25 protein-coding genes are annotated in these 22606 nt (G+C 59.2%); 3 read left to right on the forward strand and 22 right to left on the reverse strand.

The genetic code is table 11. The features are described 5' to 3' along the window. Positions 1-22: 22 nt before the first annotated feature. From E5334_RS00065 to prfA, 12 genes are all read right to left on the reverse strand, one after another. The gene (locus tag E5334_RS00065) at positions 23-487 is read right to left on the reverse strand and encodes a F0F1 ATP synthase subunit delta (RefSeq protein WP_136011586.1); all 465 of its coding nucleotides are present in this window, start codon (positions 485-487) and stop codon (positions 23-25) included. Further along, positions 474-1025, reverse strand: coding sequence for a F0F1 ATP synthase subunit B (gene atpF / locus E5334_RS00070; RefSeq protein ID WP_265591876.1), 552 nt, complete (start codon positions 1023-1025; stop codon positions 474-476). The genes E5334_RS00065 and atpF overlap by 14 nt, the downstream gene beginning before the upstream one ends. Positions 1026-1115: 90 nt before the next feature. Further along, positions 1116-1307: an ATP synthase F0 subunit C gene (locus E5334_RS00075; RefSeq protein ID WP_136011588.1), complete on the reverse strand. Its 192-nt coding sequence runs from the start codon at positions 1305-1307 to the stop codon at positions 1116-1118. Positions 1308-1397: 90 nt separating this feature from the next. Next, positions 1398-2198 (reverse strand): F0F1 ATP synthase subunit A, encoded by an 801-nt coding sequence (gene atpB, locus E5334_RS00080; protein ID WP_136011589.1) that lies wholly within the window; start codon positions 2196-2198, stop codon positions 1398-1400. 863 nt (positions 2199-3061) lie between these two features. Further along, a complete protein-coding gene (gene upp, locus E5334_RS00085) occupies positions 3062-3709 on the reverse strand; it encodes a uracil phosphoribosyltransferase (RefSeq protein WP_265591875.1) in 648 nt (215 codons plus the stop codon). A gap of 41 nt (positions 3710-3750) precedes the next feature. After that, complete coding sequence (gene rpiB / locus E5334_RS00090) at positions 3751-4191, reverse strand: ribose 5-phosphate isomerase B (RefSeq protein WP_136011590.1); 441 nt, start codon at positions 4189-4191, stop codon at positions 3751-3753. Between the two features lie 71 nt (positions 4192-4262). After that, complete coding sequence (locus E5334_RS00095; RefSeq protein WP_136011591.1) at positions 4263-4898, reverse strand: L-threonylcarbamoyladenylate synthase; 636 nt, start codon at positions 4896-4898, stop codon at positions 4263-4265. A gap of 16 nt (positions 4899-4914) precedes the next feature. Further along, on the reverse strand, positions 4915-5862 hold the full coding sequence (locus E5334_RS00100; protein ID WP_136011592.1) for a DUF4928 family protein: 948 nt from the start codon (positions 5860-5862) through the stop codon (positions 4915-4917). Next, positions 5849-6937, reverse strand: coding sequence for a DNA cytosine methyltransferase (locus E5334_RS00105; RefSeq protein ID WP_275438849.1), 1089 nt, complete (start codon positions 6935-6937; stop codon positions 5849-5851). The genes E5334_RS00100 and E5334_RS00105 overlap by 14 nt, the downstream gene beginning before the upstream one ends. A gap of 153 nt (positions 6938-7090) precedes the next feature. Beyond that, positions 7091-7549, reverse strand: a complete 459-nt coding sequence (locus E5334_RS00110) for a very short patch repair endonuclease (protein ID WP_136011593.1) — start codon at positions 7547-7549, stop codon at positions 7091-7093. 3 nt (positions 7550-7552) lie between these two features. Next, positions 7553-8698: a N5-glutamine methyltransferase family protein gene (locus tag E5334_RS00115; protein WP_136011594.1), complete on the reverse strand. Its 1146-nt coding sequence runs from the start codon at positions 8696-8698 to the stop codon at positions 7553-7555. A 150-nt stretch (positions 8699-8848) separates the two neighbouring features. Next, a complete protein-coding gene (prfA, locus tag E5334_RS00120; RefSeq protein ID WP_136011595.1) occupies positions 8849-9916 on the reverse strand; it encodes a peptide chain release factor 1 in 1068 nt (355 codons plus the stop codon). Positions 9917-10172: 256 nt separating this feature from the next. Here prfA and E5334_RS00125 point away from each other — a divergent pair, with 256 nt between their 5' ends. Continuing rightward, the gene (locus E5334_RS00125; protein WP_167604228.1) at positions 10173-11027 is read left to right on the forward strand and encodes a trigger factor; all 855 of its coding nucleotides are present in this window, start codon (positions 10173-10175) and stop codon (positions 11025-11027) included. A 150-nt stretch (positions 11028-11177) separates the two neighbouring features. On the opposite strand, the gene rpmE is transcribed toward E5334_RS00125, so the two are convergent. Then, complete coding sequence (gene rpmE, locus E5334_RS00130; RefSeq protein ID WP_136011597.1) at positions 11178-11618, reverse strand: 50S ribosomal protein L31; 441 nt, start codon at positions 11616-11618, stop codon at positions 11178-11180. A 303-nt stretch (positions 11619-11921) separates the two neighbouring features. Here rpmE and E5334_RS00135 point away from each other — a divergent pair, with 303 nt between their 5' ends. After that, on the forward strand, positions 11922-12701 hold the full coding sequence (locus tag E5334_RS00135) for a type III pantothenate kinase (RefSeq protein ID WP_136011598.1): 780 nt from the start codon (positions 11922-11924) through the stop codon (positions 12699-12701). 30 nt (positions 12702-12731) lie between these two features. Here E5334_RS00135 and E5334_RS00140 read toward each other — a convergent pair whose 3' ends face one another. The 4 genes from E5334_RS00140 to E5334_RS00155 form a co-directional block, all read right to left on the reverse strand. Beyond that, the gene (locus E5334_RS00140; RefSeq protein ID WP_136011599.1) at positions 12732-13538 is read right to left on the reverse strand and encodes a biotin--[acetyl-CoA-carboxylase] ligase; all 807 of its coding nucleotides are present in this window, start codon (positions 13536-13538) and stop codon (positions 12732-12734) included. A 38-nt stretch (positions 13539-13576) separates the two neighbouring features. Next, on the reverse strand, positions 13577-15223 hold the full coding sequence (folK, locus tag E5334_RS00145) for a 2-amino-4-hydroxy-6-hydroxymethyldihydropteridine diphosphokinase (protein WP_136011600.1): 1647 nt from the start codon (positions 15221-15223) through the stop codon (positions 13577-13579). A 9-nt stretch (positions 15224-15232) separates the two neighbouring features. Further along, positions 15233-15823 (reverse strand): GTP cyclohydrolase I FolE, encoded by a 591-nt coding sequence (gene folE / locus E5334_RS00150; protein WP_136011601.1) that lies wholly within the window; start codon positions 15821-15823, stop codon positions 15233-15235. A 241-nt stretch (positions 15824-16064) separates the two neighbouring features. Continuing rightward, positions 16065-16799 carry an NAD-dependent protein deacylase gene (locus E5334_RS00155; protein ID WP_136011602.1) on the reverse strand — a complete coding sequence of 245 codons (735 nt, stop codon included), beginning with the start codon at positions 16797-16799 and terminating at the stop codon, positions 16065-16067. Positions 16800-16880: 81 nt separating this feature from the next. Between E5334_RS00155 and E5334_RS00160 the strand changes: the two genes are divergently transcribed. Further along, a complete protein-coding gene (locus E5334_RS00160; protein ID WP_136011603.1) occupies positions 16881-17756 on the forward strand; it encodes a patatin-like phospholipase family protein in 876 nt (291 codons plus the stop codon). A 167-nt stretch (positions 17757-17923) separates the two neighbouring features. On the opposite strand, the gene E5334_RS00165 is transcribed toward E5334_RS00160, so the two are convergent. The 5 genes from E5334_RS00165 to E5334_RS00185 all read right to left on the reverse strand — a co-directional run bounded on the left by E5334_RS00165 (position 17924) and on the right by E5334_RS00185 (position 22575). Then, entirely contained in the window at positions 17924-18682 is a 759-nt protein-coding gene (locus E5334_RS00165; RefSeq protein ID WP_136011604.1) for an exodeoxyribonuclease III, read from the reverse strand. 210 nt (positions 18683-18892) lie between these two features. After that, positions 18893-19696, reverse strand: a complete 804-nt coding sequence (locus tag E5334_RS00170) for a PHP domain-containing protein (protein WP_136011605.1) — start codon at positions 19694-19696, stop codon at positions 18893-18895. Between the two features lie 48 nt (positions 19697-19744). Next, positions 19745-20929, reverse strand: coding sequence for a pyridoxal phosphate-dependent aminotransferase (locus tag E5334_RS00175; protein WP_136012114.1), 1185 nt, complete (start codon positions 20927-20929; stop codon positions 19745-19747). Between the two features lie 108 nt (positions 20930-21037). Beyond that, positions 21038-21859 (reverse strand): ABC transporter permease, encoded by an 822-nt coding sequence (locus E5334_RS00180; protein ID WP_136011606.1) that lies wholly within the window; start codon positions 21857-21859, stop codon positions 21038-21040. Next, a complete protein-coding gene (locus E5334_RS00185; RefSeq protein WP_136011607.1) occupies positions 21856-22575 on the reverse strand; it encodes an ABC transporter ATP-binding protein in 720 nt (239 codons plus the stop codon). Before E5334_RS00185 ends, E5334_RS00180 begins: the two co-directional genes overlap by 4 nt. Positions 22576-22606 lie beyond the last annotated feature (31 nt).

Here is a 22606-nt window from a genome sequence, read left to right on the forward strand (position 1 = left end):
CCTCGTTGGAATCGGCCAACTCCTATTCGCCTCCTCTGCTCTTGAGAACACGACGCGCATTCTCAAGTTGGGTCTTAACAGATGCGTCGCGGCGTTCACCACGCGCGTTGAAGATGATGCCTCCGATGATTGAGGGGTCCACGTGCTCGACAATGAACACGGATTGACCGTAGTCCAGCGAGAGGAACTCCTCTACCTCTTCGCGCATGTCATCATCCAAGGGAATGGCAGTTGTCACGTCCACGGCGATGACATCGTTTTCGTTATGAACAAGATCTGAGTAGCGATTGGCGATCTCTGGCAAGAGGTTCTCATCGCCGCGCTCCAAGATGACCTTAAGAGTGTCTGACACCTCGCCTAAGGCATTGGCCAGATCTACCAGCGCGTGCAAGTCACGCTTCTCGCGTCCCTCTGCCTTCGCGGCTTCGAGAAGAGTGCGCGCATAGGTCTCGATCTTGTCTTGCTCCATGCGGCTATTCGTCGACATTGGCGTCTCCAGCCTCCGCCAGCGACTTCTCGATGAGGCGCTTTTGCGTCTCTACATCAAGATGCTCGCCAATGATCTTGCTCGCCAAGTCCACGGCAAGATCTGCGGCCTGGTCTACGAGCTCAGCCATAGCTGCATTGCGCTCAGCATCGATGTTCTCGCGAGCACGATCGGTGATTTGCTTGGCATCAGCATTGGCCTTCTCGATGATGGCAGCCCGGGAAGCCTCAGCGGTCTTTTTAGCCTCAGCCACAATGTCATCAGCCTGAATCTGGGCTTCATCAACCGCAGCCTCAGCCTTCTTTAGCGCTTCAGCAGCCTCGACTTTAGCCTGCTCGGCAGCATCCAGATTGTTCTGAATGGTCTGCTGGCGAGCATCTAGCGTCTTTAACACCGTAGGCCACACAAGCTTGGCGAGGATGACCCAGATCACGATGAAGGCCACCAGGGCTGGTATAAACTCAGCCGGCTTAGGGACGAGGATGTCGAAGGCGGAGGCAGCCAGTGCGGGTGTTGGCGCAGTGAGAATCACTGCCACGAGAGCCCCCACTGCAGAGGGCAGAACCCCTCTACCTGCACAGGTACGATTCATTTCTGAAACCTCCAACGAGCTTGACGTGAATAGTAATTAGGCAAGCAGGGAGACCACGAAGCCGATAAGGGCCAGTGCCTCGACGAATGCAGAGGCAAGGATGAAGACGGTGAACAGACGACCCTGAACCTCGGGCTGACGGGCCATGGACGTAGTTGCGCCGTAGGCAGCAAGACCGATGCCCAAACCGGCACCAACAACACCAATTCCGTAACCGATGACTCCCACGATTCCTCCTTTAGCAACGGCCCTTCCGACCGGGCCTTCTTATGGGATCGAACTATGCACAGACGGTATTACCCGTCGATATGCCGATGATTACTCATCTTCCTCGGCGATTTGCACGTAGACCGCCGTGAGCAACGAGAACACGTATGCCTGGATGGCAGCTACAAGAATCTCAACGAGATAGATGACGATAAGCACCAGAAGCCAGAGCAGCGAGATGCCTGCGCCTGTAAAGGCTTCAAGAGTGACACCCTGGGCGAATCGAGAGATGAAAAGCGATGCCAGGATTGCGAAGGTACCCATAACCACGTGGCCGGCAAACATGTTGCAGAACAAACGCACGGCCAGCGTAATGAGTCGAAGGAACGTAGAGAACAGTTCGATGAGCCAGACGAGCCAGTCCAGCGGGAAAGGAACGCCCTTAGGCTTGAGGCTCTTGATATAACCCCAGCCGCCATCTTTTTTCACGCCTACGTAGATGAAGTACACAAACGAGATAAGCGCCAGGGCAAAGGTCACGCCAATGGTACCCGTGCCTGGATGCATGCCGGGGATAACCCCCAGCAGATTGTTGACCAGAATGAAGAAGAAGACCGTGGCGATGAAGGGGAAGTGCTGACGCCAGGTGCTGTGCAGGATGTCCTCTACCAGGTCTTTGCGTGCGAACTCAATCACATATTCCACTGCATTCACAAAGCGACCCTGGGGCACCAAAGACACCGACTCTTTCTTCTTAAAAATGAAAAGCACCACAAAGATAATGGCGACGGCAAGGAACATGTAGAAGGTGTATTGGGTGATACCTACGTTGAGGTCACCCACCACAGGCTCTGCGATGAAGCTGTCAACGAGCTCGTTAACGTGCTCAGGTAGCTCCTCGAACTCTCCCACGTTTCCTCCTTCTTATTGCCGGCGACCGTGGACTATCCACCGCCAAGCCAGCATTGCTTCTATGGTCCAGGTCCCGAGAAAAACTGTCACCATCGCAAAGGCGAAGGAGGCAAACTCGGAACTATGTAGGTAATACCCCGCTGCGACTGCAAGCACCAACATGATTGTGGATGCGAGCGTGACGGCAAGGCCCGCGGCCACCGATACGCGGCGACCGCTACGTGCATCATGAGCCAACCGGAGACCGGGGAGCGCCCCCAGTAGCCCGATAAGTGCGCCTACAAGCCAATACATGTGCCCTTGGGTCCTCTCTTGAGGGGCGGACCGTTGAGTCGATTCAGTATCCTAGTCCTTTGGCCTTCAAATGGAACAATGATTGACGCTTATCAGCCGACTTTATGAAGCTGATATGTAAGCCTCGCCCAGTTGCTTACCGAAGCCAACGACCGTTCTGGCTTGCATGCGAGCAAACGGCCCCCTGTAGCAGCTCTTGTTTAGGAACTACCTTGCGAACAGCTTCTTCCCTCCTTCTTCTGGTAATCCCTAGTATCCCCCACTTGGTATACCAATAAGCGCTTAAAGATACCTAAAACTGGGGCCAATAAACCGAAAACGAAATTAAAGATCATTGATACGTCAGCTAAACACCCCTAAACGATGCGACCATAAAACCGCTCTCCGTTATTTGCCTCTTGCTCTAAGTCTTGAAAAAAGGGGTTTGTCGGCAAGTAAAACTCTTAGATAACCGAGAAACCCTTTCCCTCTAGACAGCGAGCCTGTCATTGGCTGAAACATGGATCAAACAAGAAGTCGACCTCAGTTCATTAGACGAGGTCGACTTTGAATCGCGCACAAGGAATTTATTATTTCGTGCCAAAGATACGGTCGCCAGCGTCGCCCAAGCCCGGCAGGATATAGGCGTGATCGTTGAGCTCGCGGTCGATAGCGCAGGTAAAGATGCGTACATCTGGATCGTGATCGAGTACGGCCTTGAGGCCTTCCGGCACGGCCACCAGGACCAGCAGACGAATATCAGACACGCCTGCACGACGCAGATAGTCAATGGCTGCGTTGGAAGATCCACCGGTAGCAAGCATGGGATCTACCACAAGGCAGGTGCGATTCTCCACATCGGGGGGAAGCTTGCAGTAATACTCATGAGGCTCATGCGTCTCTGGGTCGCGATACATTCCCACGTGTCCTACACGCGCAGAGGGAATGAGCTCCAAAAGACCGTCAACCATGCCAAGACCTGCACGCAGAATGGGCACGATTGCCACCTTCTTACCAGAGAGCTCCATGCAGGTGCAGGTTTCTAGCGGTGTCTCAATCTCGACCTCCTCTAGAGGGAAGTCACGAGTGGCCTCATAGCCTTCAAAAAGAGCCAGCTCACGTACGAGCTCGCGGAACTGCTTGGTGGAAGTGTCTTTGTCGCGCATAATAGCTACCTTATGCTGCACCAAAGGATGATCCACCAGCGTTACACGGCTTTCGTCGTACTCGATGGTCATGAAAAGCTCCTCTCGATACGTCCTGCTTTATCTATTGCGCTTTAGCGCTCGTCCTCACGCATGATCTTCTCTACACGCTGGGCGTGACGGCCTCCACCAAAAGGCTGCTCGAGGAAGATCTTTACGATCTCATCGTTGGTGGTGGGGTCTACAAAGCGGCCAGACAGGCAGATAACATTGGCGTCATTGTGCTCACGGCACAGCTCTGCAAAACCAGGGGTTTGGATGGCCACCGCTCGAATGCCGGGGACCTTATCGGCAGTCATAGCCATACCAATACCCGTACCGCAAATGAGAACACCGCGGTCATAGGTGCCATCAGCTACGCCACGGGCTACAGGATCGGCATAGTCAGGGTAATCAACACGATCGTCTGTTGCAGGACCAAGATCGATCGCCTCATGCCCTAGCGAGTTGATGAAGTCGATAACTTGGGCCTTTTGGCAAAAACCAGCATGGTCAGATGCGACAGCTACGCGCATGCTTCCTCCTTGGGTGGTAGTAGACTCCAGTCCAGTCTAACCATTTGATGGGCTGTCGATGCCCGAAGCTCTTATCTGAGATTGCCAGCTGCACAGATATCGTCCCGTTTGATCACACCCTCCCGCAGGATTCGAGGCACCGCCCCTGTGGCGTCTACAATTGTCGAAGCCACGCCCACAGGACACCGTCCGCCATCCACCGCGACGTCGACCTTGTCCAATATCGCCTCCTCCAACTCCTCGAAGTTGGCAGGGCTGGGAGAACCATGCGTGTTTGCGCTGGTCATAGCCAACGGAAAACCCTGCTTTTCGATCACTGCTCGCACTAGGGGAGCGTCGGGGACCCTCAACGCCACAGTTCCATCTGCAGCCTTGTATTCGTCGGCAAGTCGACTGGAAGCTCGCACAACAAAAGTGATGGCCCCCGGCCAGAGCACACAAGCGGCCCGGCAGGCCCACTCGGGAACCTCTGCCCCATATAATCTCAGGTCCTCAGGCCCCCCAACAAGCAACGGCAGAGTCTGAGAGCGACTGCGTCCTTTGATGGCAAAGATACGCTCATGGCCTGGATTCCCCCTTCTGGCCGCCGCGCCAATGCCATACACAGAGTCTGTAGGCATGACAACCACGCCATCACGATCAAGTTCCTCTGCCACCTGCGAGGCAACGGAAGTGTCTGCCAGGGCGCTTCTAAACAACCGAGCCATTTCCCCACCTAACGAGCTACAAATTCTTGTCGAACCTTATCTTGAGGCTTGGATCGCTTTCAACTGTGTCGATAATGACGTTGTAACCGTCGATCACTTCTGATACCACATCTTCGACGGATCCGTTGGAAAACAGCCCGCGCTCATAGGCATTGGTGGCCAAGAATTGTTGTATGTCCCAAACTTCGATCCTGCTATCAAGACCCTCATCTTCGGCTAATGACCAGGCCGTCTGAACGCGGTCGCGAATCGTGACGATGATGGGGCGCAGCCCGTCTCGTAAGTTTGCCTTGCATTTTTTCATGAGCAGGCTGGCGGGTGCCGTAGTGCGGTGAATTGCCATGTTCCCGATCACGAAGTCACCTTCGCGCCCCGTAGGGCCGTCCGCCACTGAGGCGCCGTGAATCTCGACGGCACCTTCAGGAAGGACCAGCAGCAGCTTTGCGGCTACCAAATGTTGAAGAACAGTTCCCAGATACTGGGTACCTGGGTTCTCCTTCTGCCTTCTTTTTGCCTGTTCGAAGAGCTCATCGAAACTTGATGAGAGGGAAAGTCGAGCATCGGCACTCAAGGTGAAGGGCTTCCCTCTGAAAAACGCCCTGACCTCGTCGACCCAATAGCCCTCTACCGCCTCGAGATCGACATTCTCACGCTCCGCCAGTTGGTTCAGCATACCAACGTAAGAAAGCATCAGGCTCATGCTCCCACGACTCGTCCTGCCACCTTCGGCCGACAACTGTCGAGAAATCCCATGCTCGGCCAGAATCTTTCTGAGATTGCCGCCGCCAAGGCCGGCGACCTGGCCCTGTTTACCGGTTTTAAATTCTTCGGGATCTGCTGGAAGGCCTTTTTCCTCAAGAATGCGCGTCAGCTGAAGAACTACGGAGAGCGACCCTTTTGTCGATACATTTTGCTCTGACTTAAATCTGTCCAGCTCGGATTTGGTTTTGTCATTCAGACTCATAAGAAGCCTCCACGAGCGGCACCAAGAGCTGCCTGCCAATGAACTCTGCAACAGGGGCCGCAACAGCATCGCCCATGGCAAAATATCCATCATTGTAAGAGCCAGGCAGCTTGAATGAGTCAGGGGCCCCCATTAGGCGCGCAGTCTCACGTGCAGTAAGCAGACGTGCATGAACGTCTTCTCCGTTTTTCACGACAACATACTGCCTGCTGCTTCCTCCTTCCGGCGTGCGCAAGCAACCCGCCTGACCATCAAAGCGAAGTTCAAGCACTTGCCTGCCGCCACGGGTACGGCGATAACCGGCAGCTACCACGTGCTCCTTTTCTTCTAGAAGAGCTTTGTGCCGCTCTGGCACCAATTGCAGCACATCGTCTTTATCAAAAGGGGCGTCTTCAAGAAGATCGGCAAGGACGCTCGTGCGCGCGTCGGGCTGGGGAGCATGCCACCACACCCACTGGTCAAGCTCTTCTCCGAGCTTGATGGCCGCTGGCGAGTGGAGCCAGCATGGCTCGCTGCCTTCCACCGCGGAAGGACTCGTGACGTTACCAGCAACGGCCACCACGAAAACGCGGGGGCGCGACTGCGGCACAAACCAATTGGCGTTCAGCACGATGGCCCCAGCGCGATACCCTCGTTCGGCTAAGGCTCGGTGCAGCGCTCGATAATTATCCCCACCATGGGAGGTCAAAAGGCCAACCACGTTCTCCAGGGCTATAACTTTGGGCGCCGAAGGCATCTCGTCCAGCACCCTTAGCCATTCCCAGACCAAACCGCTTCGCTTTGCATGAATTCCGCCCATGGATCCCGCCAGAGAGAGGTCTTGGCAAGGGAAGCTGGCCCAAGAGAGTTCAGCCACCGGGAGATCTGCACCGTTAACGCTTTTGATGTCTCCTAAATGGAACCTGCTGTTATCAAAATTTGCCCTGTAAACCCGGGCCTTGCGCTCGTTGATGTCGTTGGCCCAGACCGGGACGAACATGCCGTTGAGACCATATCCCACAAGGCCGCTTCCAGCAAAAAACTCATGCATCCGCCAAGGCGCTGCGCTATAGACGACCTTCTTCTCGCTTGACACGCTTTCCTCCCATAGGTTTATCCTCAGGCAAATTCATCCTAGCAGAGTATGCCGTCCATGCCCCATAAAACAGAACACTTGTTCTTCCTATTTCCACATCTGAGCGCCCTGTAGCCCTGCAAACAGAAAGACAACGGCGCACAGGAAGCCGCGCTACTTTTCCAAGTCTCTCTTAAGGGGCTTCCCAAGCTCTTTGGACAGCTGAGGCAACAACTCCGCCATAGTGTCCTCCACAACCTTTTTCTTGAGCTGGCACTCCCACACCACATGGACCGTCCAGCCATCAAGCTCAAGTATCTCGATATTCTGACGGTCACGCTCGACATTGCGGCGAAATTTTTCGTTCCAATAGTCTTTATGTGTGGACGGCGAAGACGGGTGACAGTGGGGGCAGCGATGCCAGAAACAGCCGTTCACCATGATGGCCACTCGTTTTCCAGGCCATGCCACATCCGGCTTTCCAGGCACATGCCAATGAAGGCGGTATCCCGTGAGCCCCGCACCCCTTAAATATCGGCGCACAAGCAGCTCGGGCTTGGTATCTTTCCCTCGGTTCCCTTGCATCGAATGGCGGACTGCCTCACTCGAAGCCTTCGGCACAGGTGCTGCCATGTCCTACCCCTCTCGAACTGCTATGAGCACACGAGGTCTACCGGTAAGGTCGGGGCGTATCTCCACATGAGCCCAACCCTTTTGGTCGCGCACTAGAGATGCCGCTGCATCAAGAGAGTCTTCAAAGAGCTCCACGCATAGCATTCCTTCTGGCGCCAACCATTGAGGAGCGCCTTCGAGTAAGCGGCGAAATAGGTCGAGACCATCCTTGCCACCATCGAGTGCGAGACCCGGCTCATAGCCCACCACTTCTTGAGGCAAGGTGGGCACCACCGCAGAAGGTATATATGGAGGATTAGACACTATGACGTCTAATGTGCCAGCAAGCTCACCAGGAAGCGCCTCATAGAGATCTCCTTGAGCCACCGCCACCCGAGAAGTGAGATTAAGCGCATCCCGATTGCGTTCAGTTAAAGATACCGCTTGCTCAGAGAGGTCGCCCTCCCATACCACCACATCTTCACGCTCGGACGCAATGGAGAGACCTATGCAGCCCGTTCCACAGCAAAGATCAGCCACTCGCACCTTGCGAGGGCTCACTTTCTCGATATCTAGCTCGTCATTCTCCGAAACATCGGGGGCATCTGCATTCCCCTCAGAGAAAGATTCAGTCTCTGAGGCTTGCAAGACTTCTTCGGTTTGGATAGGCACATATTCGACATTCCCGTCACTCAAGGGGGAGGTAAGCGATGCAGATGATGTTTGATCTAGGTCCTTAGTCTCCTGTATGGCTTGAGGCTCCAAAGACTCATCTTCTTCTGCCACAATCTCTTCTTCTGGTAGGAGCGCCCTTCTCTTTGCAGCAGCATCCACACCCTCTAAGGCTGCAGCTACCAAGATCTCTGTCTCGGGCCTGGGAATGAGCACTCCTCGCTCACAGCGAAGAATGATGTGGCGAAAGGGAACCTCCCCTGTCACATACTGCAAGGGCTCACCAGCGCGACGACGCACTACGCCTTCGCGCATGGCCTTGAGTTCTGCAGGTGTAAGCGGCTGGTCGAAATTGAGATAGAGCTCCACGCGAGACTTGCCCGTAGCGGCGGACAGCAGCCACTCGGCCGAGAGACGAGGGTGCTCATCGCCGTTGTGCTCCAGGTCATTGCGCGTCCAGTCCAATATGTCTTTAATGGTCCACACTCTATCTGCCATAGATCTATTCTCCCTTAGGCCAATCTTGTCTATCGGCCATCTCAGCGCGTCATTGGCTCAAGGCTCCTGCCTTAAAAAAGATCCTCTCCTCAAGCAACCACGCTCGATGAGAGGATCTCACACAAACTGTTGGTGAGCTCGAAGCTCTTATCAAACAGCCTCAGCCAAACGCTGAGCGCGATCTGCTGCAGCCAAAGCCTCAATCACAGAGGAAAGGGTGTCGCCTAAAAGCACACCGTTGTAAGTGCCGTTAAAGCCAATGCGATGATCGGTCACACGGTCCTGAGGTTGGTTGTAGGTACGGATCTTCTCAGAACGATTGCCGTGACCAATTTGGCTCAGACGCTCAGCCCCCAGCTCGGCCTGTTGACGCTCAAGCTCCATCTCATAGAGACGGGCGCGCAGCATCTGCATGCAGACCTCGCGATTCTGGATCTGAGAGCGCTGGTCTTGGGACTGCACCACAGTGTTTGTGGGCAGGTGGGTGATACGCACCGCCGAATAGGTGGTGTTCACGCACTGGCCACCAGGACCGCTGGCGCAATAGGTGTCGATGCGCAGGTCGCTGGGGTCGATTTGAATATCGATATCGTCGGCTTCAGGGAGCACCGCCACAGTGGCAGTGGAGGTCTGGATACGCCCCTGGCTCTCGGTCTTAGGAACGCGCTGCACACGATGAACGCCACTCTCGTACTTCATTACGGAGTAGACCTTATCACCCGTGACCTTGAACTCGATGGTCTTAAAGCCGCCGGCCTCAGAGGGGCTGCTGGAGAGTATCTCGATCTTCCAACCGCGCGCCTCACAGAAACGCTCATACATCTTGAAAAGGTCACCGGCAAAGATGGCCGCCTCATCGCCGCCTACGCCAGCGCGAATCTCAACGATGGTGTCCTTCTCGTCGTTGGGATCGCCAGGAATAAGCATGACCTTGATCTCCTCTTCAAGGCCAGGCAATTTGGCTTCATTCTCTGCAATGTCTGCCTGCAAAAGCTCGCGAGTCTCTGCATCGTTCTCTTCATGAAGCAGCTCTTTGGCTGCCTCAATATCATCCAATGCAGACAGGTAGGCCTGGGCCTTCTCGGCAAGCTCTGCTTGGGAGGAGTGTTCCTTGGCAAGACGTGCATATTCTTGAGGATCGTTATAGACGGCAGGATCGCCGAGTTTTGCTTCGAGCTCGTGATAGGCTTCGAGCAAGGCTAAGAGACGTTCACGCATCCGAGGCTCCTTTGATGACGCGACAGGGCGCCGCGGTAAGTACTGTTAAGCCTACAGATAATACCACTCGCGCGCAGGGATTATGCATGTCGCTCAAGAGCACAGGATGGTCAAATATCTCTGGCAGGCGGTTTGCCAACTGTATGTAGAGGGCATCCGCAAAAATTAAAGCGCACAGACTGGCTCCATCGGGTAGAAGCCTTCACAATGAGCAATGGCTGTTTTAGGGCCACGATCTGTCAGAGGAGCATTCACCATGGATCTTGAGATTCACAAGCCGGCACCACTCAAAATTGGCGACCGCTATCACTACACCCTTTCTAGCTACGATCCAGTGTCCATCACTGTGACCGTGAGCCAGGTGACCGATGCCGACATCGACTTTGCCATCGCCGGCATCGCCTCAAGCAACGGCATCAAGCCTGAAGACATCGATGATGCTTGGGTAGCCGAGCATATCGATGGCGCTTCCACCGTCCAGGAGTTCCGCACTACCTTGCGCAGCCAGCTTGAGGCCATGAACACCCAGTCGGTGGAGCAGTCCAAGCCCGCGCTCTGCGCCCAACAGTTGGCACTCCGCCTTAACCAGGCAGTTCCTATGGACGAGATCGCCAAGTACCGTAGCGCTCTGGAGCAATCCATGAGCTTCGAGGCCGCCCAGGCTGGCATGGATCTTGCCACCTATGCCGCCCAAATGGGCATCGACAGCGCCGCAATGACCGCCATGCTAGATGACCGCGCTGCTCATGTGGCTGGCGAGCAAGCCGCTCTTTCTGCCTACGCTGCCGAGAAGAAACTCAAAGTCGCAGACCAGGAAATTCCAGCGCTTCTAGGCCTTAATCCTCAAGACGGCGAGAAGGTCATCGAGCAGGCTCGCGGCGCAGGGCAGCTTGAAGACCTTCGAGCTGACGCCCTCAACATGAAGGCCGCTCGCGTAATCACCAGCGAGTGCAACTGCACCTACAAGCACGAGTCTGCAGAGGAGGCCCAGGCACGCTCCGAGCAGCTCAAGGCCTTTGCAGAGATGATGCTGACTCAGCAGAATGAAGAAACCCAGGATGACAAGGGCGATGACAAAGAGGACAACAAGAGCAACTTCAAGCTGGTGTAGATCAAGGCGGCCTAGAGCCTGTACCCTTTGATCTCCTGACTTCGATCTCTAAGAAAGAAGCCCAAATCCTCAGTAAAGATTTGGGCTTCTTTTTCTGCCATTACCTGCGGTGCCTGCACATTAGGCAGGAGCACCTAGGAGAATAAGCGCTTACTCAGCGTCCTTTGCAGCCTCGGTCTCAGCCTCGGCAACCTCGGCCACCGCCTCGTCGGCAACAGCCTCAGCGGCCTTGGCGGCAGCCTCGGCCTCAGCCTTCTTGGCGTACTCGGCAGCGCGGGCGGCCTTGGCGGCAGCCTTGGCCTCAGCCTTGGCAGCACGCTCGGCGCGCTGTTGGGCGTCCTTCTCGGCATTGGCGGCTTTGCGGGCAGCAGCCTTGTCCAGCTGGGCCTTGGCGGCGCCGCCAAACTTGTCGGCAAAGCGCTGAACGCGTCCGCCGGTGTCGACCAGCTTCTGAGTGCCGGTGTAGAAGGGGTGGCACTTGTCGCAAAGATCCAGAGTCATCTCGGGCACGGTGGCACGGGTGGTCCAGGTGTTGCCGCAGGAGCAGCGAACGGTGCACTCCATGTACTCAGGATGGATGTTCTTCTTCATGCAGGACTCCTTATGGTCTGCCCTGGTTTCCGACCAGGGCTAAGGGGACGCCCAGGAGCTACCTGGGCGAAACAGCCTTTGTATGATAGCACGCTTCGCGATAGGTGCCATCACCCTCGGCCCAATATGGAGAGCCGGTGAGCTCAAGGAACGCGTTCGCCCTCAAAAGCTGCGGTTTTGTCGCTTGAAGAGACGCTGCGAGGGGCTACCGTGCCTCTCTTGCTAGAGTGTGGGCTAGAACAATTCCGGCGCGCCGCCCTGGAGCTTATCGCGGGCCGGGGCGCACTCTGACGAGGTGAACCTATGTTTTTATCGGTAGATGTGGGAAACACTCAAACCACGCTGGGGCTCATTGGCCCCTCGGGAGACGTATGCCAGTGCTGGCGCGCCCAAACCGATAAGCGCGCCACCTCGGATGAGATCTTGATGATCCTCACCAACTTTTTGGCAGGCCGCGGATACTCCCTGGAGTCTGTGGACGCAGTGGCAGTGGCGTCGGTAGTGCCGTCTCTCCAGCATGCCTGGAACGCCTGTCTGGCGAGGCTGCGAAAGCCCCACCTCATGGTGGGAACGCTCAAAGAGCCGCCCATCCCCATTCGCATGCCCTACCCCACCCAAGTGGGGGCAGACCGCATCGCCAACGCCATGGAAGCGCTGGCTTGCTATGGGGCCCCGGTCATCGTGGTGGATTTTGGCACCGCCACCAATATCGACGTGGTCGCCCCCGACGGCGCCTTTGTGGGGGGAGTCATCGCCCCCGGCATCATGCTTTCTGCCGAGGCCCTCTTCCAGCGCGCCTCCAAGCTTTCTTCCACCCCTATCGAAGTGCCGCCGCATACCATTGGCTCCACCTCGGAAGAGGCGCTTCAAAGCGGCATCGTGGTAGGAGCTGCGGCAATGGCAGAGGGCCTTGTGGCTCGCATTCAAGAAGAGCTTGGCGCCCCTGGCTGCCCGGTGATCGCCACCGGGGGCCTCGCGCGCACCGTCGATGCGGTGTGCACCTGCTTCACCCAGCTCGACCCCCAGCTCACGCTGCGGGGCATCCATCGCATCTGGCGCCATTACCGGGGCGAGCAAGGCTAAACTGCCGAGAAACCCTCCCCCTCCCGCACGCTATTGCGCCTCGGGCTCGCATTCTTGGGCCATCGGCCGCACTGAAGCTTGCTCGAAGGAGAGCTCGTGCTCCTGGCCGTCGGCGCCAACGACAGTGATGCGGCCCCAGCCGTCGATGCCGGCTAGAAGGCCCTCGGCGGCCGCCCGGCCATCGGGCAGAAGCGCCCGAACCGGCTGTCCCATAAGGGGCATCTCGTCAAACCAGGCAGAGAGAATGGGACCCAAGGGGCCCGCAGCCCCGGCGCCCTGACCGATGGCGGCGCTCCAACGCTCGCACTCCCCCTCCATGGCAGCGCAGAGGTCCTGGCCTAGACGGGCGCATTTCTGGGCATCTTGGGCAAGCTCCGGCAAGAACGCCCCCAGCGTTGCCGCAGGACGAGGCTCCGGTGAGCCGCAGCTCGCGAAAGAGGCGGGGGCGCCGGCCACGTTGAGCATGACGGCGGCGGCCACGAAAACCCCGTCGCCATAGCCTGCCTCGCACACCACAGATCCCAACTTGGCGCCCTCTGTCACGATGTCGTTGGGCCAAGCCAGTGCGCAGGGCACACCAGCGGCCTTGAGCGCCTGCACGCAAGCGTAGCCGCAGACAGGGGCAAGGCCGACGAGCAGGCCCATGGGAGCCTGGGGGCGCAAAAGGACGCCCGCGGCCAAGGGGGCCCGGGCATCGAGCCAAAGGTGGCCCTGACGGGCTCGTCCATGGGACTGAGCCCCGACGACGCTCAAGGTACCTGCGGGCTTACCCTCTCGGCCCAGGGTTTTGATGTCGTCCAGAACCGATGCGGCCTCAGGAAGCCAAGAACTCTGCATAATTTCCTTCTTTATATCGCTGCTAACCTAGGATCGCGTTACCACTCGATGGGGCCTAGCTGGGCGCGCACGATACCCACGCGCTCCTCGCGGGGTTTCACCGTCACGCCGGCGTGGCGCAGGTAGCGCGCCGGATCGCGCACCAGGTCCTCCATGGGGACCAGCACAAAGTCGCGCTCGGTGAGACCGGGATGGGGCAGCCTCAGCCGGCTGCCGCCGTGGGTCTCGCCTTCCATAAACACCAGGTCGCAGTCGATGGTGCGAGGCCCGTGGCCCTCCTCGCCCGGCACGCGGGTGCGGCCCAGGGCGTCCTCGATGGCCAGCAGGTGGCCGAGAAGGACTTCCGGCGCCAGCTCGGTACGTATCTCTGCTACCGCGTTGGCCACAGGAGTCGCGATGCCATAGGCAGGATCTGACTCGTAGGCGCGACTCACCGCCACCACGCAGGTGAGGGGGATCTCGTTGATGAGGGCCACGGCGCGGGCCAAATAGCCCAAGCGATCGCCCACGTTGGAGCCCAAAGCCACAAAAGCGCGCACCTGGGCGGGATGAGCGATGGTCCAAAAGCCGTTCAGGGCTTCGGCAGTGTGGGCCACGTCATGCACGCGCAGGATGCGGGCGCCGGCGGCAGCGGCGGCCAGCGCTGCGCCGATAGTGGCAGCGTCGCGCTGGGCGGCCTCGTCCACGCCGGAGATGGCCCCCACAAAGCGCTTGCGGGAGATGGCGCAGCAAATGGGATAGCCCATGGAAGCCATCTGAGCAGTGGCCCGCTGGATGACCACGTCTTCGTCGGCCAGCTTGCCAAAGCCAGGGCCTGGGTCCAACGCGATGCGGTCGTGAGCCACGCCGGCGCGCATGAGGGTGCGGGCTTGATCGCCCAAAAAGCCCATGATGCGGCGCATGATGGGGGCGCTCTCGGGCAGCGTGAAGCGGCGATGGGAGCCAGAGGACAGGCGCACGGTTGGGCTAGTGTACCCCCGAGCGCTGCGGCGCATGACCTCGTCCAGACGGCTGGCGGCAGAGCCTGCAGGCCCTGTAGCGCCCTGGGGCACAGAGGCCGGGGCAGCCTCGCCAGAAGCGACGCCCTCCTGGGCCGCAGCTTCGCCGCCGGTTGCATTCTCAGACGCTCCAGCGGCAGGAGACTCGCCGGCAGCGGGAGCGGGTTTCTCGGCAGCTTCTTGGGCCCGGACGCGAGGGTCGGAGTCCAAAAGCACGGACTTTCGCTGGGGATGGTCGGAGACCTCGCCTGCATGGACTACCACCAAACCGCAGTTGGAGCCGGTGGCCACAGAGACCATGGCGGGGTCGGTGAAGCCGGTGACGTCGTTGACGATGCGCGCCCCCATGCGCAGGGCCATGGCGGCCACCGAGGCATGGCGGGTATCCACCGAGACCAGCGCCCCCGCCCGCGCCAGCTCGCGGATGACAGGCAGGACGCGGCGAGCCTCTTCGTCGGGGTCCACCGGCACAAAGCCGGGGCGCGTAGACTCGCCGCCCACATCGACGATATCTGCACCCTGGTCCAAAAGCTCCAGGCCGCGGGCGATGGCCAGGTCGGCATCGAAGTTCTGGCCGCCGTCGGAGAACGAGTCCGGCGTCACATTGAGCACACCCATGATGCGTGGGCGAGCCAACGACAACTCGCGGTCGCCGCACTGCCAGGTGGCAAAGTCCTCTCTAAGCATGGCGCCTCCTTACGCGTGGGTGCCGTCGAAGATGAGCTTCAGGGCCTCGGCGCGGGTGGTGGGGTTCTTGGCAAAGCAACCCCTCACCGCCGAGGTGGTGGTGCGCGCCCCAGGCTTTCTTACCCCGCGCATGGTCATGCACAGATGCTCGGCCTCCATGATGACTACCACGCCGCGAGGCTCAAGGTTTTCCACGATGGCGTCGGCCACCTGGGCGCAAAGGCGCTCCTGCAGCTGCGGGCGCCTCGCATAGAGCTCCACCGCGCGAGCCAGCTTGGAGATGCCGCAGACCCGACCGTCGTCGCCGGGGATGTAGGCGATGTGGGCCACGCCAAAAAAGGGCAGCAAGTGATGCTCGCACAGGGAGTAAAAGGCGATGTCGCGCACGATAACCACATCATGGCATTCTGCGTCGAAAGTCACCGAGAACAGCTCTTTGGCATCGCGGCCAAGCCCCCCGCAGCACTCCTCCATAGCCCGAGCCACGCGCGCCGGCGTGTCTTTGAGCCCTTCGCGCTCAGGGTCCTCGCCCATGCCCTCAAGCATCAGGCGTACCCCTGCCTCGATCTTTGCCCGATCCATACCGTGCTCGGCCGCCATGGCTCTCCTCTGTCTATGGCGAGGGCCCTTAGGCCCACGCACTCTGACTACAGTCTTCCCTGCCTGCCCTGGGCTGCAGATTTGGAAGATGGTGCTGCTGGTGATCTTTCAAATTGTAGCCTAGGGCAAAAAACGATATTCGCGCCCCGAGGTGCCGAGAAACCCTCGGCCTTCCGGGTCGACCTCTCCTGTGGGCCCTGCCCTGCGTCGTGTAGGAGCGGCACGAGCCCCAAGAGAATCCCTAGAAGTCGAAGGCTTCCTCGATAGGCACGCGGATCATGAGGTCTGCCACCGCGTCCTGGGGCGTAGGCTGAAGGTTCACCATGACGAGCCTCTTGCCGCCAAAAAGCTGCACCAAGCCAGCTACCGGCCACACCACCAAAGAGGTCCCGCCAATGACGAGGGTGTCGCAGCCGGCCACCGCATCGGCTGCGACATTGAGGACCTGCTGGTCAAGGGCCTCTCCATAGAGCACCACATCCGGTTTGATAGGGCCGCCGCACTGGTCGCATACCGGCACTCCCGGCTGATCCAGCACCCATTGGGCCGAGTAGACCTCGCCGCAGCGCAGGCACTTGTTGCGGTGCACCGAGCCATGAAGCTCCAGCACACTTTTGCTGCCAGCCATCTGGTGCAAGCCGTCGATGTTTTGGGTGAGCACCGCCTTCAAGGGGCCGTCCTGCTCTAGCTGGGCCAATTTGTAGTGGGCTTGGTTGGGTTTTGCCCCGCGAGGAATCATCTTTTCTTTGTAAAACCGAAAGAACTCCTCAGGGTGCGTCTCGTAAAACTCGTGGGAGAGCATGGTCTCGGGCGGATAGTCGAACTTCTGATGGTAAAGCCCGTCCACCGAGCGAAAGTCCGGGATGCCGCTGGCCACCGAGACCCCCGCGCCTCCCAGAAACACCAGGTTTTGGCTCTCATCCACTGCTTGGGCCAACGTCTGCCGGGCCTCCGCGATATCAGTTATCAACTCCATAGCTCACTCCTTTGCTCCCACAGTACAATGCCATGATGTTCGATCGGGCTCTACCCGCTCTCCCGTGATTGGAAGTGTGCTATGCCCTACATCGCCAATGCCGCCCTGTGCTTTGAAGGCGGCGGAATGCGCGCAGCCTATACCGGGGCCTTCTCTCAAGCTATCACCGAGGTAGGCCTGGAGTTTCGGTATGTCTGCGGGATCTCGGCCGGCTCCTCGCTCACCGCAAACCATGTGGCCCGCGACCCCCACCGCTCCCGCCTGCAGTTTGTGGACTATGCCGAGGACCCCCGTTTTGGAGGCCTCTCCCACTTTATGCACGGCGACGGCTTCTTTAACTCCGACTACCTCTACGAGGGCTGCGTGGCCTCAGGCGAAGTGCCCATAGCATGGCAAGCCTTCTGCGACAACCCGGCCGAAGCCGTGATGCAGGCGTTCTCTGCCACCACCGGCCGTACGGTGGTATGGCACAAACGCGACTACAAAGACGCCGTCGACCTGGCCAGCCACTGCCGCGCCAGCTCCACCATGCCCCTGCTCATGAACCCCATCGCCATCGACGGCGAAGTGATGTTTGACGGCGGCCTGGGCGAAGGCGCGGGGCTTCCCCACCCCATGGCGCTGGCCGACGGCGCAGAGAAACTCGTGGTCATCACCACACGTCCTCGGGGCTACCGCAAGCAAACCTACGGCACGGCGCACAAGGTGCTCATCCGCCGCACCTTTGGTGCCTACCCCCTGGTTGCCGAGGCCCTCATCACCCGCCCCCAGCGCTACAACGCCGCCCTCGCACAGCTGGAAGAGCTGGAGCGCCAAGGCCGCGCCCTGGTAATCCGCCCCGACACTATGCCGGTGCAAAACTCCACCTTAGACACCCAAAAGCTCGATGAAGCCTGGGACCTGGGCTACATCCAAGCCGCCCGCGACCTAGAGCGCGTCATCGCCTTCTGCCGCTAAGGATCGACTGCACAAGACGCCAAGGGCCCTCCCAAACCGCGAGAGCCCTCCATGCTCAGATCGTTCACAAGACTCGCTGCACACGTCCACAAATCCCGCCTTACCGAGAAACCCCAGCACCTGTAGCTTGGGTTTCTTTGGGGCTCGCTGGGGGACTCGCCTGGAGCTTAGATATCCAGCTCCAGCGTGATGGGGCAGTGGTCGGAGCCCTCGATGTCCATGAGACAGGCTGCGCCAGAGATCTTGTCGCGCAGGTCATTGGAGACCAGGAAGTAATCCAGGCGCCAGCCGGTGTTGGAAAGGCGCCCGCGCTCGCGATAGCTCCACCAGGTGTAGGTGTCTGCCTGATCGGGGTGCAAATAGCGGAAGGTATCAGTGAAGCCGGAGTCCAAAAGACGCGTGAGATCGTCGCGCTCAGCGTCGGTGAAGCCTGCATGGCCGGCGTTCTTCTCGGGATCTTTGAGATCGATAGGCTCATGGGCCACATTGAGGTCGCCGCAGAGAATCACTGGCTTGTCCTTGGCCATGTCGTCCAGCAAGTGGGTAAGATGCGCGTCCCACTCCTCACGGATGCTCAGGCGCTGCAGCTGGTCTTGGGAGTTGGGCGAGTAGACCGAGACAAACCAGTAGGGCTCGAACTCGCAGGCACAGATGCGACCCTCGACGTCTGCCACTTCAAGGCCCGTCTTGCGCACCACCTGAATGGGTTTCTCGCGAGAGAAGACCGCCGTGCCGCTGTAGCCTTTTTTCTCGGCATAGGACCAGGTTTGATAGTAGCCCGGCAGATCGAGCTCTACCTGGCCCTCTTGGCATTTGGTCTCCTGGACGCCAAAGCAGTCGGCGTTCTGGGCATCGAAGACTTCCATAAAATTCTTACGCACGATGGCACGAATGCCATTGACGTTCCACGATACAAACTTCTTCAAAGCAGCCCCCTCACAAAGGATGGTCACGCACTGAAGTGTTCCTGCCCAACTAGACTTTGGGGATACGTCAGCACACTCAAGCCACGAAAATCCCAGGGGCCCATGGCGGCCGACATGCGTCTGCCACTGGCAGCTGGAGGCCCTGGCTGGGATGGCTTGTGTGCTGGGTTTTGGCAGAGCCTAAAAGACTGCCAGGGGCGGCATGGACTCCTAGAGCGAGAAGACGGGGGCAGCAGCCTCAAGGAAGGCCTCGGCGGAGCGGGTGGCGACAAGGCGTTCAGGGAAGCCCACGCGCTTGAGCAGCGCCATGGCACGTGGCACGCGGCCCACATCAAAGCTTATGTGGGCGTCGGTGTTGACGGCTATGGAGATGTCGCGCTCGGCGCAGGCACGCACAATGGCCTCGCAACGAGCCTCCATGACAGGGTTGGCGCCGGCACTCAAGTCAAAGCTATGCTCATTGATCTCCACTAGCTTGTGCTGGGCGGCCACCACATCCAGAAGGCTGTCGATGTCGAAGGGAAGCCCCGTGCGGCCAATGTGGCCTAGGATGAGCACCTTGGGATGGCAGGCAGCGGCACCATACATGGCTGCGAGCTGCTCGGGAGTGGCTCCGGCAGCAAAACCCTTCTCGTGGACCGAGGCCACCAGATAATCGCAGTCGCGCGTGCACTCCTCCAGCAGGCTGAAGGGCGCACGCCCTTCGCCAAAGAAGCCCGAGGTCTTGTCTTTGGCAGCCCCAAAGAAGGTGCCCTCCAGGTCGACGATGTCTACCTCGGCGCCGCGCAGCAAGGTGACGCCCATCCACTGGCGAGGCCAGCAGTTTTGGTTGACAAAGTGCTGGTACTCCCTAAAATCGCCTGAGACTGATACCAACGGCGAAAAATGGTCGGCGATTCCCAGGATCTCCAACCCGCGATCATGAGCTGCGCGCACATTCTCTTCCACTGTGGAATAGGCATGATAGGAAAAGACGGTATGGGTATGGACGTCGCAGCGGTTTTCCAAGGCCACAGTAGTGCTCCCAAACTTGTATGCCGGCCTCCCGCGGGGGTCGGGCTTTTACTGGCGATAGCTCTCCATCAAAGACGCCCAGGCGCCCATGGAGTTTGCTATGGTCTCACGGGAGACGCAGTAACCCACGCGCACCCAGCCAGAACAACCAAAAGAATCACTGGGCACCGGCAGCAGCTCGAAGGACTTGGCGCGCTCGAAGAAGGCTTGAGCGTCGGGCTCTAAGGCTTTGACCCACAGGTAGAAGGCGCCTTCGGGCTCCACATACTCATAGCCAAGGCCAGAGAGGCCGCGGGTAAGGAGGCTGCGGTTCTCGGCATAGGCGGCCACGTCTGCAGGGACGTCCACGCAGCGCTCGATGACGCGCTGAAAGAGCGAGGGAGCGCACACAAAGCCCAGGGCACGGGCGGCGCCTGCCACGGCGTTTACCAGCAGGTCGTGATTTGGATTGGTGTTGGGGACAAGCACCCAGCCCACGCGCTCGCCGGGCAAAGACAGCGACTTGGAGTAGGAGTAGCACACCAGCGTGCGGTCGTAGACGCCGGGAACCCAGGGGACCTCGGCTCCGTAGGTGATCTCGCGATAGGGCTCGTCGCTCACCAGATAGATGGTGGAGCCAAAGGTGCGCTCGGCTTTCTCCAGGGCTACGGCCAAACGAGCCAGCGTCTCGGCGTCGTAGACCACGCCCACGGGGTTGTTGGGAGAGTTGATCACCACGGCCTTGGTGCGGGCATTGAGGGCGGCGGCGATGGCCTCCACATCAAGGTTGAAGGTGTCTGGCAGCGCAGGCACCTCGACGCAGGTGGCGCCGGCGGTCTCGATCCACACCTTGTACTCAGGGAAGTAGGGAGAGATCACGATGACCTCGTCGCCGGGGACCACCACCGCGTTGAACACGCAGGAAAGCGAGGCGGCGGCACCCACCGTCATGAAGAAGTCAGAGGCATCGTAGCCCGTGCCAAAGCGGCGGTTGATGGAGTTGGCCACTGCAGATCGGCAGCTCATGAGACCCGCTGCCGGCGTATAGCCGTGGAGCTCCAGCGAAGGCAGCTCCAGGGCCTCTTGAATGGCCTTGCGCACCTGAGGGGGCGCCGGCACCGAGGGGTTTCCCAGCGAGAAGTCGAAGACGTTTTGGGCGCCGATCTGCGCCTTGCGTGCGGCGCCGTAGGCAGCGATCTCGCGGATGGACGATTTTTGCGCACCGTAGTCATACATGGTGGCGTTGACAGGCATGTGATCCATGAAGGCTCCCCTCATTCATACTGAGATAAGTCTAGGCGTTGGTGCGCCTTCTCAACACCCCAGCGCCTTTAGTGTCGCAAGAGCGTAACCCTCATGCCTCTAGGGCCTTGGACCCTTCTGAGAGAGGTCATCTCTAAGGCCCGGCTCCAGATAGTAGCCCTCCGAGCTAAAGCGCCGCTTGTAGGCCAGATAACAGGCAGCCACGATGGCCGCGGTGCTGGCAGCGCTGATCATAAGCAGCACCACGATCTGGTATTTGGCCGCCACCATAGGATCTGCCCCGGCCAGGATCTGGCCGCTCATCATCCCGGGGATCTGCACGATGCCAGCGGCACACATGGTAGCCAGGGTAGGCGCCATGCCCGCCGACACTGCCGCCTTGATGGAGGGAAACGCCGCTTCCCGAGGGGTTGCCCCCAGCGCCACCAGCGTATACATCTCCTGGCTGCGCGCGTCCATGTCGGCAAAAAGGCGCTCGATGGCCACCGACACCGAGGAGAGCGCGTTGCCCATCACCATGCCCATAATGGGGATGAGTTGCTGGGCGTTCCACCAAGGCGTCGCGCCGATAACCCCGTCAACCACCACCAGGGCCACCGACACCGACGGCACAAAGATGGAGAGAAAAACGCTGGGGGCTATGCCGTGCACCGTTTTGCGGGTGCGGTCGCAGGCGATCTGGGTGGCCGCCAGAGACATCACCGCCACTGCCAATGCAACCCACCAAAAGGTTTGATATTGAAAGAGGTAGCCCAGCACAAAGCCCAAGGCCAGAAGCTGGATGAGCAGGCGGACCGTGGAGATGGTGATGGATTTTACCAGCCCCAAGCGCAGCTTCCAGGAGGCCAGGAGGTCCACCGCTATAAGAGCCACTGCGAGCAGGAGCTGAGGGTAGCCGATGTTTACCACACCGCCAGTCATGATTTGTCCCCTCCTGCAGCCTCGCGGCGGCTCATCACGCCCTGGGCCAGCACAAAGGCGGCGGTGGCAAATCCGTCGGGAGGCCTATGGCGAATGCGCAGCACAGCCGAGCCTTCTTTTTGTGCCACAGAGCGGCAGAGAAGCCCCACCGCCTTGGCCGACTCATCATCGAGGCCAGCGTCCACCTCGTCTAAGAGCAGCACTTTTGGGTGGGTCACAAACGCCCGCAGGAGCGCCACTCGCGCCTGCTGGCCGCCGGAGAGTTGGGAGGCGTCCATATGACAGCTCACCTCGTTAAGATCCACTGCGTCCAAAAGCGCTTGCAGCTCCTCATCAGCTGGAGGAGTGATGCCTGCGTTGACCTTGAGCGTCCAGGGAAGCCTGAGGTTGTCGCCCACCGTGCCGGGCACCAGTACGCTCTGCTGAGGCACCAAACACACCTGACGGCGCCAGGCCACCGGGCTCATCCCATCGGAATCCTGACCGTTAAGACGCAGAGTGCCGGCGGTTTTGGGGAGCAGTCGAGCACAGACTCTCAAAAGAGTGGTCTTGCCTGAACCCGAGGGGCCGGTGAGATCGTAAACACCCCCAGCCTCCAAGAAAAACGACACATCCTCGAAGGGCGAGAAAGGCTTTCCATGGCTCAGATAGCGAGTCTTGAGATGCTCTGCTTCAAAGAGCGCCATGACCTCATCTCCCAACCCTTCAGCGAGCATGTCTGCCCCATTAAGGTACCCGAAAGAGACA

The sequence above is a fragment of the Muricaecibacterium torontonense genome (assembly GCF_004793925.1).
Lineage (GTDB): Bacteria > Actinomycetota > Coriobacteriia > Coriobacteriales > Atopobiaceae > Leptogranulimonas > Leptogranulimonas caecicola.

Excerpts from the sequence above, each read along its gene's own strand:
- E5334_RS00065 (WP_136011586.1), bottom strand. The coding sequence starts at position 487 with ATGTCGACGAATAGCCGCATGGAGCAAGACAAGATCGAGACCTATGCG.
- upp (WP_265591875.1), bottom strand. The coding sequence starts at position 3,709 with ATGACCATCGAGTACGACGAAAGCCGTGTAACGCTGGTGGATCATCCT.
- rpiB (WP_136011590.1), bottom strand. The coding sequence starts at position 4,191 with ATGCGCGTAGCTGTCGCATCTGACCATGCTGGTTTTTGCCAAAAGGCC.
- E5334_RS00095 (WP_136011591.1), bottom strand. The coding sequence starts at position 4,898 with ATGGCTCGGTTGTTTAGAAGCGCCCTGGCAGACACTTCCGTTGCCTCG.
- E5334_RS00100 (WP_136011592.1), bottom strand. The coding sequence starts at position 5,862 with ATGAGTCTGAATGACAAAACCAAATCCGAGCTGGACAGATTTAAGTCA.
- E5334_RS00110 (WP_136011593.1), bottom strand. The coding sequence starts at position 7,549 with ATGGCAGCACCTGTGCCGAAGGCTTCGAGTGAGGCAGTCCGCCATTCG.
- E5334_RS00115 (WP_136011594.1), bottom strand. The coding sequence starts at position 8,698 with ATGGCAGATAGAGTGTGGACCATTAAAGACATATTGGACTGGACGCGC.
- prfA (WP_136011595.1), bottom strand. The coding sequence starts at position 9,916 with ATGCGTGAACGTCTCTTAGCCTTGCTCGAAGCCTATCACGAGCTCGAA.
- E5334_RS00125 (WP_167604228.1), top strand. The coding sequence starts at position 10,173 with ATGGATCTTGAGATTCACAAGCCGGCACCACTCAAAATTGGCGACCGC.
- rpmE (WP_136011597.1), bottom strand. The coding sequence starts at position 11,618 with ATGAAGAAGAACATCCATCCTGAGTACATGGAGTGCACCGTTCGCTGC.
- E5334_RS00135 (WP_136011598.1), top strand. The coding sequence starts at position 11,922 with ATGTTTTTATCGGTAGATGTGGGAAACACTCAAACCACGCTGGGGCTC.
- E5334_RS00140 (WP_136011599.1), bottom strand. The coding sequence starts at position 13,538 with ATGCAGAGTTCTTGGCTTCCTGAGGCCGCATCGGTTCTGGACGACATC.
- folK (WP_136011600.1), bottom strand. The coding sequence starts at position 15,223 with ATGCTTAGAGAGGACTTTGCCACCTGGCAGTGCGGCGACCGCGAGTTG.
- folE (WP_136011601.1), bottom strand. The coding sequence starts at position 15,823 with ATGGCGGCCGAGCACGGTATGGATCGGGCAAAGATCGAGGCAGGGGTA.
- E5334_RS00155 (WP_136011602.1), bottom strand. The coding sequence starts at position 16,799 with ATGGAGTTGATAACTGATATCGCGGAGGCCCGGCAGACGTTGGCCCAA.
- E5334_RS00160 (WP_136011603.1), top strand. The coding sequence starts at position 16,881 with ATGCCCTACATCGCCAATGCCGCCCTGTGCTTTGAAGGCGGCGGAATG.
- E5334_RS00175 (WP_136012114.1), bottom strand. The coding sequence starts at position 20,929 with ATGCCTGTCAACGCCACCATGTATGACTACGGTGCGCAAAAATCGTCC.
- E5334_RS00180 (WP_136011606.1), bottom strand. The coding sequence starts at position 21,859 with ATGACTGGCGGTGTGGTAAACATCGGCTACCCTCAGCTCCTGCTCGCA.
- E5334_RS00185 (WP_136011607.1), bottom strand. The coding sequence starts at position 22,575 with ATGCTCGCTGAAGGGTTGGGAGATGAGGTCATGGCGCTCTTTGAAGCA.